Source organism: Streptomyces apocyni (genome assembly GCF_009739465.1).
Lineage (GTDB): Bacteria > Actinomycetota > Actinomycetes > Streptomycetales > Streptomycetaceae > Streptomyces > Streptomyces apocyni.
This window is the reverse complement of sequence record NZ_WHOM01000035.1, coordinates 25,714-42,879: the sequence shown is the minus strand read 5'-3', so window position 1 is coordinate 42,879 and position 17,166 is coordinate 25,714. Positions and strand designations below refer to the sequence as shown.

The 17,166-nt window shown below is 70.9% G+C and carries 16 protein-coding genes; 12 read left to right on the top strand and 4 right to left on the bottom strand.

What is annotated here, in order from left to right:
• Positions 1 to 104 precede the first annotated feature (104 nt).
• Positions 105 to 1,256 carry a glycosyltransferase family 4 protein gene (locus GCN81_RS03220; protein ID WP_156721895.1) on the top strand — a complete coding sequence of 384 codons (1,152 nt, stop codon included), beginning with the start codon at positions 105 to 107 and terminating at the stop codon, positions 1,254 to 1,256.
• Positions 1,257 to 1,392: 136 nt separating this feature from the next.
• Here GCN81_RS03220 and GCN81_RS03215 read toward each other — a convergent pair whose 3' ends face one another.
• Complete coding sequence (locus GCN81_RS03215) at positions 1,393 to 3,228, bottom strand: AMP-dependent synthetase/ligase (protein WP_156721894.1); 1,836 nt, start codon at positions 3,226 to 3,228, stop codon at positions 1,393 to 1,395.
• 286 nt (positions 3,229 to 3,514) lie between these two features.
• On the opposite strand from GCN81_RS03215, the gene GCN81_RS03210 reads away from it, so the two are divergent.
• The 6 genes from GCN81_RS03210 (at position 3,515) to GCN81_RS03185 (ending at position 8,544) form a co-directional block, all read left to right on the top strand.
• Positions 3,515 to 4,309: a metallophosphoesterase family protein gene (locus GCN81_RS03210; RefSeq protein WP_156721893.1), complete on the top strand. Its 795-nt coding sequence runs from the start codon at positions 3,515 to 3,517 to the stop codon at positions 4,307 to 4,309.
• 60 nt (positions 4,310 to 4,369) lie between these two features.
• On the top strand, positions 4,370 to 4,819 hold the full coding sequence (locus GCN81_RS03205; RefSeq protein ID WP_156721892.1) for an SRPBCC family protein: 450 nt from the start codon (positions 4,370 to 4,372) through the stop codon (positions 4,817 to 4,819).
• Positions 4,820 to 4,884: 65 nt separating this feature from the next.
• Positions 4,885 to 6,060 carry an ArsA family ATPase gene (locus tag GCN81_RS03200; protein ID WP_156721891.1) on the top strand — a complete coding sequence of 392 codons (1,176 nt, stop codon included), beginning with the start codon at positions 4,885 to 4,887 and terminating at the stop codon, positions 6,058 to 6,060.
• 93 nt (positions 6,061 to 6,153) lie between these two features.
• On the top strand, positions 6,154 to 6,660 hold the full coding sequence (locus tag GCN81_RS03195; RefSeq protein ID WP_156721890.1) for a DUF5304 domain-containing protein: 507 nt from the start codon (positions 6,154 to 6,156) through the stop codon (positions 6,658 to 6,660).
• A 72-nt stretch (positions 6,661 to 6,732) separates the two neighbouring features.
• Positions 6,733 to 7,674 (top strand): ROK family glucokinase, encoded by a 942-nt coding sequence (locus tag GCN81_RS03190; protein ID WP_156721889.1) that lies wholly within the window; start codon positions 6,733 to 6,735, stop codon positions 7,672 to 7,674.
• A gap of 75 nt (positions 7,675 to 7,749) precedes the next feature.
• Positions 7,750 to 8,544, top strand: coding sequence for an endonuclease/exonuclease/phosphatase family protein (locus tag GCN81_RS03185; RefSeq protein WP_156721888.1), 795 nt, complete (start codon positions 7,750 to 7,752; stop codon positions 8,542 to 8,544).
• On the opposite strand, the gene GCN81_RS03180 is transcribed toward GCN81_RS03185, so the two are convergent.
• Together GCN81_RS03180 and GCN81_RS03175 are read right to left on the bottom strand one after the other, a co-directional pair.
• The gene (locus tag GCN81_RS03180; protein WP_156721887.1) at positions 8,541 to 9,152 is read right to left on the bottom strand and encodes a hypothetical protein; all 612 of its coding nucleotides are present in this window, start codon (positions 9,150 to 9,152) and stop codon (positions 8,541 to 8,543) included. The two genes, GCN81_RS03185 and GCN81_RS03180, sit on opposite strands and share 4 nt — an antisense overlap.
• Positions 9,145 to 9,924: an alpha/beta hydrolase gene (locus GCN81_RS03175; protein ID WP_156721886.1), complete on the bottom strand. Its 780-nt coding sequence runs from the start codon at positions 9,922 to 9,924 to the stop codon at positions 9,145 to 9,147. The genes GCN81_RS03180 and GCN81_RS03175 overlap by 8 nt, the downstream gene beginning before the upstream one ends.
• 171 nt (positions 9,925 to 10,095) lie before the next feature.
• Between GCN81_RS03175 and GCN81_RS03170 the strand changes: the two genes are divergently transcribed.
• The 5 genes from GCN81_RS03170 (at position 10,096) to GCN81_RS03150 (ending at position 15,077) form a co-directional block, all read left to right on the top strand.
• Positions 10,096 to 10,809 carry a lysophospholipid acyltransferase family protein gene (locus GCN81_RS03170; protein WP_156721885.1) on the top strand — a complete coding sequence of 238 codons (714 nt, stop codon included), beginning with the start codon at positions 10,096 to 10,098 and terminating at the stop codon, positions 10,807 to 10,809.
• A gap of 71 nt (positions 10,810 to 10,880) precedes the next feature.
• A complete protein-coding gene (macS, locus tag GCN81_RS03165) occupies positions 10,881 to 12,101 on the top strand; it encodes a MacS family sensor histidine kinase (protein ID WP_156721884.1) in 1,221 nt (406 codons plus the stop codon).
• A 5-nt stretch (positions 12,102 to 12,106) separates the two neighbouring features.
• Positions 12,107 to 12,781 carry a response regulator gene (locus tag GCN81_RS03160; RefSeq protein ID WP_156721883.1) on the top strand — a complete coding sequence of 225 codons (675 nt, stop codon included), beginning with the start codon at positions 12,107 to 12,109 and terminating at the stop codon, positions 12,779 to 12,781.
• A 145-nt stretch (positions 12,782 to 12,926) separates the two neighbouring features.
• Positions 12,927 to 13,955, top strand: coding sequence for a 6-phosphofructokinase (locus GCN81_RS03155; RefSeq protein ID WP_156721882.1), 1,029 nt, complete (start codon positions 12,927 to 12,929; stop codon positions 13,953 to 13,955).
• 111 nt (positions 13,956 to 14,066) lie between these two features.
• Entirely contained in the window at positions 14,067 to 15,077 is a 1,011-nt protein-coding gene (locus tag GCN81_RS03150; RefSeq protein WP_156721881.1) for a 2-hydroxyacid dehydrogenase, read from the top strand.
• A 47-nt stretch (positions 15,078 to 15,124) separates the two neighbouring features.
• Here GCN81_RS03150 and GCN81_RS03145 read toward each other — a convergent pair whose 3' ends face one another.
• Entirely contained in the window at positions 15,125 to 17,020 is a 1,896-nt protein-coding gene (locus tag GCN81_RS03145; RefSeq protein WP_156721880.1) for an anthranilate synthase family protein, read from the bottom strand.
• Between the last annotated feature and the right edge of the window lie 146 nt (positions 17,021 to 17,166).

The window sequence follows — 17,166 nt, the reverse complement described above, 5'->3', positions numbered from 1 at the left end:
GTTCATGTTGTTCGTCCGCTTCATCCGCGTCGCCAGGGACCATCATGCCCGGCCAGGCTCTCGACCAGAGCGTAGGGCGCGGGCGTTCGGTACTGTCGGCGGCGATGGACAAGACCCTGATCGTGACCAACGACTTCCCGCCCCGCCCCGGTGGCATCCAGGCCTTTCTGCACAACATGGCGCTGCGCCTGGACCCCGAGCAGCTCGTCGTCTACGCCTCCACCTGGAAGCGTGGCCGCGAGGGCGCCGAGGCCACCGCAGCCTTCGACGCCGAGCAGCCCTTCACGGTCGTCCGTGACCGTACGACGATGCTGCTGCCGACGCCGCGGGTCACCCGCACCGCGACCCGGCTGCTGCGCGAACACGGCTGCCGGTCCGTGTGGTTCGGCGCCGCGGCTCCGCTCGGGCTGATGGCGCCCGCGCTGCGGCAGGCAGGCGCCCAGCGGCTGGTCGCCACGACCCACGGGCACGAGGCGGGCTGGGCCCAGCTGCCCGCGTCCCGGCAACTGCTCCGCCGGATCGGCGAGTCGACGGACACGCTCACCTACCTCGGCGAGTACACGCGCTCGCGGATCGCCGCCGCGCTGACCCCCGAGGCCGCCGCGCGCATGGTCCAACTCCCTCCGGGAGTGGATGAGAAGACCTTCCACCCGGGCTCTGGCGGTGACGCGATCAGGGCCAGGCTCGGGCTGCGCGACCGGCCCGTCGTCGTCTGTGTGTCACGGCTGGTGCCGCGTAAGGGCCAGGACACGCTGATCCAGGCGATGCCGCGGATCCTCGCGCAGGTGCCGGACGCGGTCTTGCTGATCGTCGGCGGCGGACCGTACGAGAAGGACCTGCGCCGACTGGCCGCCGAGACCCTGACCCACCGGGCCGCCGACTCCGTGCGCTTCACCGGGGCGGTGCCCTGGGAGGAGCTGCCCGCGCACTACGGCGCGGGGGATGTCTTCGCGATGCCGTGCCGTACGCGCCGGGGCGGGCTCGACGTCGAGGGCCTCGGCATCGTCTACCTGGAGGCCTCCGCCACCGGGCTGCCCGTGGTCGCGGGCGACTCGGGCGGCGCCCCGGACGCGGTGCTGGACGGCGAGACGGGGTGGGTGGCGCGCGGCGACAGCCCCATGGACGCGGCGGAACGGATCGTGACGCTGCTACGGGACCCTCAGCTGCGGCAGCGGATGGGGGAGCGGGGCCGGGACTGGGTCGAGGAGAAGTGGCGCTGGGACCTGCTGGCGGAGCGGCTGAAGGAGCTGCTCTGACTATCTGCTCTCACGCTCGATGAACGGACCGCGGCCGGACGACACATGCACATGCACATGTCGTCCGGCCGCGGTCCGTCAGGCCCGTCAGGCCCGTCAGGTCCGTCAGGCGTCAGGCTCGTCAGAGTCCCACCCGTTACTTCTGGTAGAGCGCCTCGATGTCGCTCGCGTAGTCCTTCGCCACCACGTTCCGCTTGAGCTTCAGCGACGGAGTCAGGTGGCCCGACTCCTCGGTGAACTGGGCGGGCAGCACCCGGAACCTCCGTACCGACTCCGCCTTGGATACCGCGGCGTTGCCGTCGTCGATCGCCCGCTGCACCTCGGCGAGCAGCTCCGCGTCATCGCGCAGGTCCGCCGCCGTACCGGACTTGCCGTGCTCCTTGGTCCACCGGGCGAGGAACTCCTCGTCCAGGGTGACCAGCGCGCCCACGAAGGGCCGCCCGTCCCCGACCACCATGCACTCGGCGACCAGCGCGTGGGCGCGGATACGGTCCTCGATAACGGCGGGTGCCACGTTCTTGCCACCCGCCGTGACCAGGATCTCCTTCTTGCGCCCGGTGATCGAGAGGTAGCCGTCCTCGTCGAGGGTGCCGATGTCACCGGTGTGGAACCAGCCGTCGGCGAGCGCCTCTTCGGTGGCCGCCTCGTTGTTCCGGTAGCCCGCGAAGACGTTGTCGCCGTGGACCAGCACCTCACCGTCGTCGGCGATCCGCAGCTTCGAGCCGGGCAGCGGCTGACCGACCGTGCCGATCTTCTGCCGGTCCCACGGGTTGAAGGCGGTGGCCGCGCAGGTCTCGGTCAGGCCGTAGCCCTCCAGGACCGTGAAGCCGATGCCACGGAAGAAGTGGCCGAGCCGCTCGCCCAGCGGGGCGCCACCGGAGATGGCGGCCTCGCCGCGCCCACCGAGCACCGCCCGCAGCTTGCTGAAGACCAGCTTGTCGAACACCTTGTGCTTGAGCTTCAGGCCGAACGACGGGCCGGACGCCGAGTCCAGCGCCCGGCTGTACGCGATCGCCGTATCCGCGGCCTTGTCGAAGATCTTGCCCTTGCCGTCCGCCTGCGCCTTGGCGCGCGCCGCGTTGTAGACCTTCTCGAAGACGCGCGGCACACCGAGGACCAGCGTCGGCTGGTAGCTGGCCAGTTCGTCGGTGAGGTTCTTGATGTCTGAGACGTGACCGAGCTTGATCGGCGCCATCAGCGGGGCGATCTGGACCATCCGGCCGAAGACGTGCGCCAGCGGCAGGAAGAGCAGCACCGAGCACTCGCCGGTACGGAACAGCGGCCCCAGCCGCTCGACGATGTTCCCGCACTCCGCGAGGAAGTTGCGGTGGGTCAGCACACAGCCCTTGGGGCGGCCGGTGGTGCCCGAGGTGTAGACGATGGTGGCCGGGTCGTCGGCGCCCGCGAGGGAGCCGCGCTCGTCGACGGTGGCGTCCTCGACATCCGTACCGGCCCGCTTCAGCGCGTCCACGGCGCCGACCGCGCCGACCGCGTCGCTGTCCGTCGGGTCGAGCTGTTTGCTCGGGTCGATCTGCCAGATGTTCACGAGCGCGGGAAGGCCCTCGCGTACCGACTCGACCGCGTCCGTGTGCGTGGCCGTCTCCACCAGGCAGGCGACGGCACCGGAGTCGCTGAGGATCCACTGGATCTGCTCGGCCGAACTGGTCTCGTACACCGGCACGGTGACCGCGCCCGCGCTCCAGATCGCGAAGTCCAGCAGCGTCCACTCATAGCGGGTGCGGGACACCAGGGCGACCCGGTCGCCCGGCTGGACACCCGAGGCGATCAGCCCCTTGGCCACGGCGGTCACCTCGGCGAGGAAGGCCGTCGAGGAGATGTCCTGCCAGATGCCGTCGACCTTGCGGGCCATGACGGCCACATCCGGGTGCTGCGCGGCATTGCGGCGGATGATATCGGTGAGATTACCGTCGGCGGGGACCTCGTACAGGGCCGGAAGGCTGAACTCGCGCAAGACTGCTGCTCCTCATAGGGCGCCGACGCCACGACATTGTGTGATGCGAAGACACGGTCCAAGATCGGGCAGGTGCTCGGTGGCTGAAAAGGTGAGCACGACTGGACTGCCCGGACGTTACCCATCGGTACTGGTTCTCCGATAGGGGGGTCAGGCCAGATGTTCCCTGCGTCACATGGCACGACGATCCTGCGCGCACCCTAGTTGATGTGGCGGACGACCCGGAAGTCGCCGCAGGTCCGGCAGCCTCTACCGCCACACAGCGGCGCGTTTTAGGGTGCTCGCTATGCCAGCTCGCCGCGTCAACCGCGTCCACCGCGTCAACGTAGTCAGTGACGTCCATGGCAACAGCCGTGACCTCGCCCGTGCGGGAGACGGCGCCGACGCCCTGATCTGCCTCGGTGACCTGGTGCTCTTCCTGGACTACGCCGACTACTCGCGCGGCATCTTCCCCGAGCTCTTCGGGGCTGAGAACGCCCGGCGCCTGGTGGAACTGCGCACCGCCCGGCGCTTCGACGAGGCGCGCGCCTTCGGCGCCGGGCTGTGGGAGGAGATCGACACAGACCGTCGCGCGGTCATCGAGAAGGCGGTCCGCAAGCAGTACGCCGAGCTGTTCGCGGCCTTCCCCACACCGACCTACGCCACCTACGGCAATGTCGACATTCCGTCGCTGTGGCCGGAGTACGCGGGTGCGGGCACCACCATCCTGGACGGTGAACGGGTCGAGATCGGCGGCCGGGTCTTCGGCTTCGTCGGGGGCGGACTGCGCACCCCGATGCGTACCCCCTACGAGATCAGCGACGAGGAGTACGCCGCGAAGGTCGAGGCCGTCGGCGAGGTCGACGTGCTGTGCTCGCACATCCCGCCCGAGGTGCCCGAGCTCGTATACGACACCGTCGCCCGCCGCTTCGAACGCGGCAGCCGCGCCCTGCTGGACGCGATCCACCGCACCCGCCCCCGGTACGCCCTGTTCGGGCACGTCCACCAGCCGCTGGCGGCGCGGATGCGGATCGGCGCGACGGAGTGCGTCAACGTCGGCCACTTCGCCGGTCACGGGAGGCCCTGGTCGCTGGAGTGGTAGCCGACGCGCGGTAGCCTTCACGAGGTCACCCCCGACCTGACCGCAGGAGGAGCCACGGCGATGGCGGAACACACCAGCTCGAGCATCGTGATCGAGGCGGCGCCGGCCGACGTCATGGGAGTGATCGCTGACTTCGCGCGCTACCCGGACTGGACCGGCGAGGTCAAGGAGGCCGAGGTACTGGCCACCGACGCCCAGGGCCGCGCCGAGCAGGTCCGCCTGGTGATGGACGCGGGCGCGATCAAGGACGACCAGACGCTCGCGTACACCTGGACCGGTGACCACGAGGTCAGCTGGACCCTGGTCAAGTCCCAGATGCTGCGGTCCCTGGACGGTACGTACACGCTGGCCGCGACGGACACCGGCACCGAGGTCACCTACAAGCTGACCGTGGACGTCAAGATCCCGATGCTCGGGATGATCAAGCGCAAGGCCGAGAAGGTCATCACGGACCGGGCCTTGGCCGGTCTGAAGAAGCGCGTCGAGTCGGGCGCCGCCGACCCCGCCTGAGCGCCTGTCCTCGAACCTTCGGACCGCGCCCTCGGGCAGGGCGGTGACCTGTAGCGTTCAGCCCCATGCGCACCCTGCTGGTCACCGGACCCGGCGGCTCCGGCCGCACCACCACGGCCGCGGCCACCGCACTCGCCGCAGCTCGGCAAGGACACCGCACCCTGGTCCTGACCGCCGACCGCGATGACACCCTGGGCGCCGCGCTCGGCGTGGCCACCGGACCGGAACCCGTCACCGTGGAACCGCACCTCACCGCGGTCCGGGTGGACCCGGCCGCGCACTCCCGCGCCGAGGTCCTCGGCCTGCAGGACCGCGCGGCCGGAGCCCTCGACCTGCTGGGCGCCCAGCACCTGGACGGCGAAGAGCTCACCGAACTCCCCGGCGCCGAACAGCTCGCCCTGCTCAAAGCCCTGCGCGCCGCCGCGGACCCCTCGCGCGACCTGCTGGTCGTGGACCTGCCGCAGACCCAGCAGGCCCTGGCCCTGCTCGCGCTGCCCGCGCAGCTACGCCGCTATCTGCGCCGACTGCTCCCGCCCGAACGCCAGGCCGCCCGCGCGCTGCGCCCGATGCTCGCCCAGCTCGCCGGGGTGCCGATGCCCGCCCAGTGGCTGTACGACGCCGCGGCCAGCGCCGACGAGCACCTCGCCGCCGTACAGGCCGTGATCGAGGCCGACACCACCGCCGTACGCCTGGTCGCCGAGCCGGGCCCGGCGGGCGGCGACGCCGTCCGTACGGCGGTCACCGGGCTGGCGCTGCACGGTCTGCGTACCGAGGCCCTGGTGGCGAACAAGGTGTTCCCAGCGGACTGCGCCGACCCCTGGCTGGCGGTGCTCGTCGCCCAGCAGCAGAAGACGCTGGCCGAGTGGCACGAAGCGCCATCCGGGACGCATGAGGTGCCGCACCTGGGGCGTGATCCGCGCGGCGCCGACGACCTCGCCGCCCTCCGCCTCCCCGATGCGGCCATCGGCGCCGGGTCCGGGCCCACCTCCTGGCCCGTCGACGACCGGCTGGCCGACGACGGCGTCCTGGTGTGGCGCATCCCGCTCCCCGGAGCCGTACGCGAGGAGGTCGACCTGATCCGGCGCGGCGACGAACTGGTCCTCACCGCAGGCCCGTTCCGCCGCGTCGTCCCGCTTCCGTCCGCACTGCGCCGCTGCGCGGTGGCCGGGGCCGGACTGCGCGACGGCGCGCTCTCCATACGGTTCGCCCCGGACCCCGGGCTCTGGCCGCGCGGTCACTGACCGGACGCGTGGTGAGCCGGACTCGGTGAACGGCCTACCTCCGTTCGGGTAACGTCGACAGTACGTATTGGAGACTCGCCGCAGGAGCCCGCCATGAGCGACACCGAGCGCCCCGTGCCTGATTCCGGTGACGCCGCCGACCCGGTGGAAGCCACCAAGCCAGTCGACGTCGACGCCGACGCGTGGGCCAAGGCCTGCGCCGAGGACCTCGCCGCCGAACGGGCCCGCCAGCGTGCCCAGTACGGCTCCCCTCCCGGCTCCGCCGCCGACGAGCTGCGCAAACTCTTCGAAGCCGTCGCGGACAAGGTCAGCTCGCTCCAGACCCCGATGGCCGGTATGGCCGCCCAGGGCGCGGTCAGCGAACTGATCAACCAGGCCAAGTCCGCCGTGGAACCCGTGATCGAGCGCAACCCCGAGGTCTTCGACCACCTCGCGGCCGCCGGTTCCGAGCTGCTCGCCGCCTACCGCTCCGCCGTCGAGGGCCATGAACGGCGCTGGGCGGCCCAGGACCCGACCGACCCCAGAGACCAGGACCCCCGCCGCCACCAGGACCCCAGAGACGAGGGCCCCGGCGGCGGCGAGCACATCGACCTCGACTGATACGCGCGGGAGCTCCAGGTCACCTCGGGTACCGTGTGCACCAGCGGGGCAGGACCTATAACTGAGGGACTCATGGGACTCACCATCGGCGTCGACATCGGCGGTACGAAGATCGCGGCCGGAGTGGTCGACGAAGCGGGCGCCATCCTCGAGACGCACACGGTGCCCACCCCGCCGACCGCCGAAGGCATCGTGGACGCGCTCTGCGCGGCCGTCGCCGGGGCGGGCGAAGGGCACGACATCGAGGCCGTCGGCATCGGCGCCGCGGGTTACGTCGACGACAAGCGCGCCACCGTGCTCTTCGCGCCGAACATCCACTGGCGGCACGAACCGCTGAAGGACAAGGTCGAGCAGCGGATCGGGCTGCCGGTCGTCGTCGAGAACGACGCGAACGCCGCCGCCTGGGGCGAGTACAAGTTCGGCGCGGGCCAGGGCCATGACGACGTCATCTGCATCACCCTCGGCACGGGCCTCGGCGGCGGCATCATCATCGGCAACAAGCTGCGCCGCGGACGCTTCGGGGTGGCCGCCGAGTTCGGGCACATCCGGGTCGTGCCCGACGGGCTGCTGTGCGGCTGCGGCAGCCAGGGCTGCTGGGAGCAGTACGCCTCCGGGCGCGCCCTCGTCCGCTACGCCAAGCAGCGCGCCAAGGCGACGCCGGAGAACGCCGCGGTACTGCTCTCGCTGGGCGACGGCACACCCGCCGGTATCGAGGGCAAGCACATCTCGCAGGCCGCCCGGCAGGGCGATCCGGTGGCCATCGACTCCTTCCGGGAGCTGGCGCGTTGGGCGGGCGCGGGCCTGGCCGACCTGGCGTCGCTCTTCGACCCGTCCGCCTTCATCGTCGGCGGTGGCGTCTCCGACGAGGGTGACCTGGTGCTTGACCCGATCCGCAAGTCCTTCAAGCGCTGGCTGATCGGCGGCCAGTGGCGGCCGCACGCCCAGGTGCTCGCGGCCCGCCTCGGCAACAAGGCCGGTCTGGTCGGCGCGGCCGACCTGGCCCGCCAGGGCTGACGCACCGACCCAGCTTCGCTACGTGCCCGTCGCGCCCCATGGGGGAGCGGCGGGCACTGTCGTATCTTGAGCCGCATGCCGACCAGTGCGACCCGTCGCCCGCCGCTCACGCTGCCCAACTCCCATACCGAACCTGATGGTTCGGCCGTGGTCCGGGTGCTCAGCTACAACATCCGCTCGATGCGCGACGACACCGCCGCCCTCGCCCGGGTGATCAGCGCCTCCGCCCCCGATCTGGTGCTCATCCAGGAGGCGCCGCGGTTCTTCCGCTGGCGCAAGTACCTGGCCCGGCTGGCGGCCGCGTCGGATCTGGTGGTGCTCTCGGGCGGCGCCACCGCCGCCGGGCCCGCGTTGCTGTGCTCCCTGCGGGCGACGGTGGAGCGCACGGAGGACGTGCTGCTGCCGCTCACGCCGGGGCTGCACCGACGCGGCTTCGCGACGGCGGTCGTACGCTTCGGGGGCGCCCGGGTCGGCGTCCTCAGCTGCCATCTCTCCTTGCAGAAGGACGAGCGGTACGCCCAGGGCGGGATACTCATCGACCAGCTCGCGGCGCTCGGTACCCCTCACGTGATCGCGGGCGGGGATCTGAACGAACGGCCCGGCGGACGGACCTTCCGGCGGCTGGCCGGGGAGCTCCAGGACTGCTGGGCGGTACGGCCGTGGGGCGGTGAGTACACCTCGACACCGACCGACCCGCATCAGCGCATCGACGCGCTCTTCACCACACCCGGTGTCGAAGTGCTGGGCTGTGGGGTGCCCGTGGGACTGCCCGGCGTGACCGACGCCGACCTGAAGGCGGCTACCGACCACCTGCCGGTCCTGGCCGCCCTCAGACTGCCGCCCACGCCCGAGGCCAAAGACAGGCCCTAGACGACCGCTCCGCGGCCTGGGTCGTCGAACTCGTCGTCGTCGCCGTTCATCCGGTAGACGAGCGTGGCGAAGCCACCGATGAAGCCGCCGACGCCCAGCGTCGTCAGCCACCAGGTCATCTCCCAGCCGAGCAGCACGGCGAGCAGCATCAGCACCGGTCCGCCGATGACCGCCAGCCAGGCGAACTTGGCCGTGGTGTCGGCCTCCGGCAGCGGCGGGGGCTCGGGTGGGACGAAGTGGCCCTCGTCGTCCGGATCGAGGTCGTCCCCGCCCTTCTTGGCGGGTTCGGTGGTCTCGGGCAGCTGGTAGTCGCGCGGCCCGACCCCGGGCGCGAAGGTCACCGAGCTGCCGACGGGCCTGCCCGTGTCATCGCCGGGACCGGGGGCGCGGTCGGGATCAGGGTCGGCCGTGGTGTCAGGCGTGGGCTTCGGCTTCACGTCGTTGGTCTCGGTGGTGAGCCCCGCCATGTCCTCGATCGACTTGAAGGGCTTGGCGCCCGGCGGGTCCGGCGGCTCGTCGCCGTACCCGGCCACGATCGAGGCCCAGGCCGCGTCCTCGTCCAGAGGTCTGCCGTTGTTCTCGTTACGGTCCTGGTCGTGCTCAGCCACCGGTGGACGTCCCTTCCTTGCCGACACTGGGCGCGAGCCGGCCGAGGAACGCGTAGCTCTCCTCGAAGATCCGGTCCGCGTCGTGGTCCAACGTCGCGACGTGGTAGCTCTGTTCCAGCAGGATCTCGGTGACGTCCGTGGAGGACACCCGGCCGAGGACACGCGCCGAGTCGGCCGGTGGCACCACATGGTCCTGAGGGCTGTGCAGCAGCACCATCGGCTGCGTGACCTGCGGCAGCTCGGTGTCCACCAGCTGGAAGAACTTCCGCAGCGAGTGCGCGGCGTGCAGCGGTACCCGGTCGTAGCCGATCTCCACGCTGCCTTCCTTGGCGATGTCGTTGGCCACCCCCTTCGTCGTCCGGACGAAGTGCCGGGCGACGGGGAGAGCGTGCGCGGCCGCGCCGTGCACCTTGTTCCCCGGGTTGACCAGGACGAGGCCCTTGACCTTGTCCCCGTGCTTGGCGGCCAGCCGCAGCGCCAGTGCCCCACCCATGGAGAGGCCGAAGACGAAGACCTCGGAGCACCGCTCGGTCAGCGCGCGCAGCTCACGGTCCACCTCCGCGTACCAGTCCTGCCAGCCCGTGAGCTGCATGTCCTGCCAGCGGGTGCCGTGCCCCGGCAGCAGCGGAAGCGAGACGGTCAGGCCACGCTCGGCCAGATACTCCGCCCAGGGGCGCAGCGACTGCGGGGAACCCGTGAAGCCGTGACAGAGGAGTACGCCGACCTCTCCGCCCTCGTGGCGGTACGGCTCGGCTCCAGGGAGGACCGGCACCTTCGTCTCCTGTTCGTGAGGCTGTGACGAGAGGGATGTGTTCACGGTACGCGACCGGACTGACACCGACCAGGGTCGTCCCCGTCCGACCTGGGCCTCACGACGAGCACGAAGAGAGCGCGGGCCCGGCACGGGTTAAGGTCAGAGCCACGGCACAGAAAGGCACAAGCGTTGATCTACGGCGTCATGAAGCTCACCGTCGGCGGTTCCCTGAAGACGGTGTTCAGGCCCTGGGTGGAGGGGCTCGAGAACATCCCCACCGAGGGGCCGGCGATCCTCGCGAGCAACCATCTGTCGTTCTCCGACTCGTTCTTCCTGCCCGCGGTGCTCCCGCGCAAGGTGACCTTCATCGCCAAGGCCGAGTACTTCACCACTCCGGGGGTGAAGGGCAAACTCACCGCGGCCTTCTTCAAGGGCGTCGGTCAGCTTCCGGTGGACCGCTCCGGAGCCCGTGGCGCGGGTGAGGCGGCGATCAAGAGTGGCGTAGACGTCATCGAGCGGGGCGAGCTGTTCGGGATCTATCCCGAGGGCACCCGCTCCCCGGACGGCCGCCTCTACCGTGGCAAGCCCGGCGGCCTGGCGCGAGTGGCACTGGCCACCGGCGCACCGGTGATCCCGGTCGCGATGATCGACACCGAGAAGATCCAGCCGCCCGGAAAGATCAGGCCCAAGCTGATGCGGCCGGGCATCAGGATCGGCAAGCCGCTGGACTTCAGCCGCTACCACGGCATGGAGAACGACCGCTTCATCCTGCGCTCGGTGACCGACGAGGTCATGTACGAGATCATGAAGCTCTCCGGCCAGGAGTACGTCGACATCTACGCGACCGCCGCCAAGCGTCAGATAGCCGAGGCAGCCAAGCAACAGAACGCCGACAAGGCCTGACGGATCCTGAGGGTCCTGAGGGTCCTGACAGGACCTGCCGGGGCCCTGCGGTATCGCGGGGTGGGGGACGAATGGCCAAGCGGGAACGTGTGATGAGGATGTCGGTCGAGCTGCCGCTGTGGCGCGCGCTCACCGGCTACCGCGTACTGACCATGCTCTACGCGATCGCGATCTTCCTGCACGCGCGCGACGCGTACGGCCGTCCCTGGGTCGGTGTCGCGTTCCTCGGCATGCTGGCCGTCTGGACGCTGGCCACGCTGCCCCGGGTCGCGAACGCCGCGAGCTGCACCAAACGCTTCCTCACCGCCGACATTACCGTCGCGCTCACCGGCATCCTGCTGACCCCCATCGCCGCCCCCGACCGGGTGGGAGGGCCGACGCTGCCGTCCATATGGACGGCGGGCGCCGTACTCGCCGTCGCCATCAAGGGCGGCTGGCGGTGGGCCGCGCTGGCCTCCTCACTGGTCGCGGTCGCCAACATCGTGCAGCGTGGCGCCCCCACCAAGGACACCGTCCACAACGTCCTGCTGGTCTGCGTCGCGTCCATCGCCATCGGCTACGTGGTGGAGGTGGCCCGCGCCTCCGAGCTCACCCTCGCCCGCGCCCTGGAGATCGAGGCGGCGACCCGCGAGCGGGAGCGGCTCGCCCGCGACATCCATGACAGCGTGCTCCAGGTGCTCGCCATGGTGCAGCGCCGCGGCAACGCGCTCGGCGGCGAGGCGGCGGAGCTCGGCAGGATGGCGGGCGAGCAGGAGGTCGCCCTGCGCACGCTGGTCGCCGGTGGTCTGGTGCCCGCGTCCCGCGCCTGTGACGACGTCTCGCGGGGCGCGCTGGTGCGCGAGGTCGAGGAACCCGACCACGCCGACGGCGCCGCTGCCACCGCCGACGACGAGGCCAGGCCCTGCGACCTGCGCACCCTGCTCTCGCCCCACGCGGGCCGCCAGGTGACGCTCTCGGAGCCGGGCGCCCCGGTGCTGCTCCCGCCCGCCGGAGCCAGGGAACTGGCGGCCGCTGTCAGTGCCGCCCTGGACAATGTGCGCAGACATGCCGGAGAGGACGCCCAGGCCTGGATTCTGGTCGAGGACTGGCCGGACGAGGTGATCGTGACGGTACGGGACGATGGCCCGGGCATCCCCGAGGGCAGGCTCGCCCAGGCCGAGGGGGAGGGCCGCCTGGGCGTCGCCCTGTCGATCCGCGGCCGCCTCCGGGACATCGGAGGCACCGCCGAGCTGATCTCGGTGCCCGGCCAGGGCACCGAAGTAGAACTGAGAGTCCCACGGGGGAAGGTATGACGGACATGAGCCAGCAGCGGGAGCCGATCACGGTCATGGTGGTCGACGACCACCCGATGTGGCGCGACGCGGTCGCCAGGGACCTGGCGGAATCCGGCCTGGAGGTGGTGGCCACCGCGGGCGACGGCGAGCAGGCGGTACGCAGGGCCAGGGCCGTGAACCCCGATGTCCTCGTCCTCGATCTCAATCTGCCGCTCAAGCCCGGCGTCCAGGTGTGCAAGGAACTCGTCGGGGCCAACCCGGGCCTGCGCGTCCTGGTCCTGTCGGCCAGCGGCGAGCACGCCGACGTTCTGGAGGCGGTCAAGTCGGGCGCCACCGGCTATCTGCTGAAGTCGGCCTCCACCGCGGAGCTGATCGACGCGGTACGCAGCACCGCCGTCGGCGACCCGGTCTTCACTCCGGGGCTGGCAGGACTGGTGCTCGGCGAGTACCGTCGCCTGGCCTCCACACCGGCCCCCGCCGCCGCGGACCAGCCGGTGGCCCCCGAACTCACCGAGCGCGAGACCGAAGTGCTCCGGCTGGTCGCCAAGGGCCTGAGCTACAAGCAGATCGCCGAGCGCCTGGTCATCTCGCACCGCACCGTGCAGAACCACGTCCAGAACACCCTGGGCAAGCTCCAGTTGCACAACCGCGTGGAGCTCGTCCGCTACGCGATAGAGCGCGGCCTCGACGACGCCTAACCTCCCACGTAACCCCTCGTACGGGTGAACACGCTTGATCAACTCCCCCGTATTTCACCGGAATTGATGTACCGACCCCCCTTGAGTGACCTGGATCACCATTAGCGTGAGCGTCACAACGTCCAGGTGGTGAAGGGAAGATTCCATGCGGGTCGGAGTACTGACCGGAGGCGGCGACTGCCCCGGGCTCAACGCGGTCATCCGGGGCATCGTCCGCAAGGGCGTACAGGAGTACGCCTACGATTTCGTCGGCTTCAGAGACGGCTGGCGCGGCCCGCTGGAGGGCGATGTCGTCCAGCTCGACATCCCCGCGGTACGCGGCATCCTGCCGCGCGGCGGCACGATCCTCGGCTCTTCGCGGACCAACCCGTTCAACGCCGAGGACGGCGTCCGCCGGATCAAGGAGAACCTCGCCAAGCAGGAGGTCGAAGCCCTGATCGCGATCGGCGGCGAGGACACCCTCGGCGTCGCCGCGCGGCTCTCCGACGAGTACGGCGTCCCCTGCGTCGGCGTACCGAAGACCATCGACAACGACCTCTCCGCGACCGACTACACCTTCGGCTTCGACACCGCCGTCGGGATCGCCACCGAGGCCATCGACCGGCTGCACACCACGGCCGAGTCCCATATGCGGGTCCTGGTCGTCGAGGTGATGGGACGGCACGCGGGCTGGATCGCCCTGCACTCCGGCCTCGCGGGCGGTGCCAACGCCATCCTCATCCCCGAGCAGCGCTTCGACGTCGAGCAGGTCTGCGCCTGGGTGCACTCCCGCTTCAAGGCCTCGTACGCACCGATCGTCGTCGTCGCCGAAGGCGCCATGCCCAAGGACGGCGACATGGTCCTCAAGGACGGCACCCAGGACTCCTTCGGGCATGTGCGGCTCTCCGGCGTCGGCGAGTGGCTGGCCAAGGAGATCGAGAAGCGCACCGGCAAGGAGGCCAGGACCACCGTGCTCGGCCACATCCAGCGCGGTGGCACGCCCAGCGCCTTCGACCGCTGGCTGGCCACCCGGTTCGGGCTGCACGCGATCGACGCGGTGCGTGACGGCGCCTTCGGCACGATGGTCTCGCTGCGGGGCACGGACATCGTACGGGTGCCGATCGCGGAGGCGACCTCCAAGCTCAAGACCGTCGACCCCAAGCTGTACGCGGAGGTCGGTGTGTTCTTCGGCTGAACGGGCGGGCAAGGGGCGCGCGGGGCGCGCCAGGCGGTGCCGTGGGCCGTATATTCACGCATATCCGGCCCACGGGGCCCAGCTCTTCCTGCTCGTGCGTGAGGAGAAGTCGTGGAGATCCTGGCTTTCGGTGTGCAGGCCGATGAACGGCCGCTGATCGAGAAGGCCTTCGAGGGACACCACGACGTCCGCTGCCTTGAGGTCTTCCTCTCCGAGGACACCGCTCCCATCGCGACGGGCTATGAGGTCATCTCCACCAGTGTCAACGCCGACCTGGGCAATCGCGTCCTGCAGACGCTGGCCGCTGGCGGCACCCAGATGATCGCCCAGCGCTCCACCGGCTTCAACAACATCGACCTCCAGGTCGCCGAGCGCCTCGGCATCACCGTTGCCCGGGTCTCGTCCTACTCGCCGTACGCGGTCGCCGAGTTCGCCTGGACGCTGGCGATGGCCGTCAACCGCCGTGTCGTCCGCGCCTCCCGGCGCACCCGCGACTTCGACTTCCGGCTGCATGGCCTGATGGGCCGCGATCTGCACGGCCGTACCGTGGGCGTGCTGGGCACCGGAAAGATCGGCGAGGCGTTCACCCGGATCGCCCACGGCTTCGGGATGAGGCTGCTCGGCTGGGACGTCGTCCAGAACCCGGCCTGCCTGGAGCTGGGAATGAAGTACGTCGACAAGGACCGCCTCTTCGCCGAGTCCGACCTGATCAGCCTGCACGTACCGCTGCTCCCGGACACCGAGCACCTCATCGGCCGCGACGCGCTCAGGAGTATGAAGGACGACGCGATCCTGGTGAACTCCAGCCGCGGCGGTCTGATCGACACCGATGCCCTGGTCGCCGAGCTGCGCGCGGGCCGCTTCACGGGCGTCGGCCTCGATGTGTACGAGGCCGAGTCCGGGCTCTTCTTCGTCGACCGCTCCCTGGGAGTGGTCGACGACGACACGCTGGCCCGCCTGGTGACCTTCCCGAACGTCCTGGTCACCTCGCACCAGGCGTACTACACGCGGGAAGCGGTCCAGCAGATCATCGCCACGACGGTCCAGAACGTGCTGGACTACACGGCGGGCCGCCGCAGCGAGAACGTCCTGGCCCCGGCGGCAGCACCCAAGCCCGTCTAAGAGCCCGCCAAGGGGGCGCCCCTCCTGCGGACCGCCCCCCCGAGCGGTTACGGACGTACGACCGGCCGGGCGCCGGTCACCGAGTCGAGCAGCTCCCGCACCAGCCCGGCGCCGCGCAGCGTGAGGACCGACTCCGGGTGGAACTGCACCCCAGCGAAATCGGGGCCGCGCAGTGCGTGCACCTCGTCCGTCGCCGCGTCGCGGCTGACCTCGACCCCGTGTGCCGCCAGTTCGGTCGCGGCCTCCGCGTCGCAGCGCGCGGTGAAGCTGTTGTAGAAACCGACCGTCTCGGTGCGCCCGAAGAGCCCGATCCGCGCCTGCGCCCCCTGGTACGGCACCCGCTTGCGGACGATGTCCAGGCCCAGCTCGGCGGCGAGCAGCTCATGGCCGAGGCAGACGCCCAGCAGGCCGTACCGGTGGTCGCGGACGAGCTCGGCGGTGAGCGTCCGCAGGAACCGCATCTTGGGGTCCGTGGCGTCCGACGGGTCGCCGGGTCCCGGACCGAGGACCACCGGGCCCGCGTGGGCGAGCGCCGCCTCCCGTACCCCCGGCGCGTCGTAGCGCCGCACCGTGACGTCCAGGCCACCGGACCGCAGCAGATGCGCCAGCATCGCCGTGAAGGTGTCCTCGGCGTCCACCACCAGCGCGTGCCCCAGCGCGGCGGTGTCCGGCCGCTCCTGCATCCGCAGCCAGAACGGCGCGAGCAGCGAGCGCCGCGAGTCGAGCGCCTCGCGCACCCGGGGGTCGTCCGCCAGGACCGGCGGCGCGGCGACGTCCCGGCCCCGCCCCGGGCGTACCCCCAGCGCCGCCAGCACGCCCGCCGCCTTCGCATGGGTCTCGGCCACCTCGGAGCGCGGGTCCGAGTCGCGGACCAGCGTCGCGCCGACCGGCACCCGTAGCCGTCCGTCGGCCGAGATATCGGCGGTACGGATGAGGATCGGCGAGTCCAGCGTCTGCGCGCCGCCCGCGTCCCGGGCGATCAGCGCCAGGGCGCCCGCGTAGTAGCCGCGGCCCTCGGGCTCGTACCGCTCGATGACCCGGCAGGCGTTCTGCACCGGCGACCCGGTGACGGTCGCCGCGAACATGGTCTCCTTGAGGATCTCGCGCACGTCGAGCGAGGAGCGCCCACGCAGCTCATACTCGGTGTGCGCGAGATGCGCCATCTCCTTGAGCCGTGGCCCGACCACGACGCCACCGCGGTCGCCGACGGTGCACATCATCTTCAGCTCTTCGTCGACGACCATCGAGAGCTCCGCGACCTCCTTGGAGTCCGCGAGGAAGTCGAGCAGGTCCTCGGGGGTGGGCCCGGCGGCCGGGTAGCGGTAGGTACCGCTGATCGGGTTCATCACGACCGTGCCGCCGCTCACCCGCACGTGCACTTCAGGGCTGGCCCCGACCAGCGTCCGGCTGCCGGTGTGCACGACATAGGTCCAGTACGCGCCCCGTTCCTCGGCCAGCAGCCGTCGGAAGAGGGCCAGCGCGTCCGCGCGGCCAAAGCCGGGGATCTCGCCCTCGTATGTCCGCCGGATCACGAAGTTGGCGCCTTCGCCGCGCCCGATCTCGTCGTCGATCACCCGCTGGACGGTGCGCGCGTAGTCCTGGTCACTCACGTCGAAGGCCCCGCCCTCGACCCGTACCCGGTGCGCGGGCAGCTGGTCCAGGGCCTCGGCCAGCGGGAGTGTGTGCACCTCGTCGGCGGCCAGGACGGCCAGCGGGGTGCCATCGTCGCGTACGTCGAAGCCGCGCTCCCGGATCTGCCGGAACGGCACCAGGGCGAGCACCGGCAGCGCACGGTCGGGGAGGTCAGCGAGCCGCTCGACCTCGCGCACCTCGCCGATCAGCACCTCGACGGTGTCGTGCTCGTCGGCCGGGCGGCCGGGTGTGCGGCGGCGCAGCAGGGCGAAGGGTGGGCAGTCGTCGTCCAGAAGTCGCTCGATCAGCATGGTGTTCCTTCCTTCCGGGCCGAAGAACCTGTCTTCGGCCGGTGTGAGGAGGAACGGCCCCGCGTCCGGAATCGCCCCGGAACACACAGAAGGCCGCCCCTCGGGCGGCCTTCGCGATGCGGTGGTACGCGCAGTCAGCAGTGGGC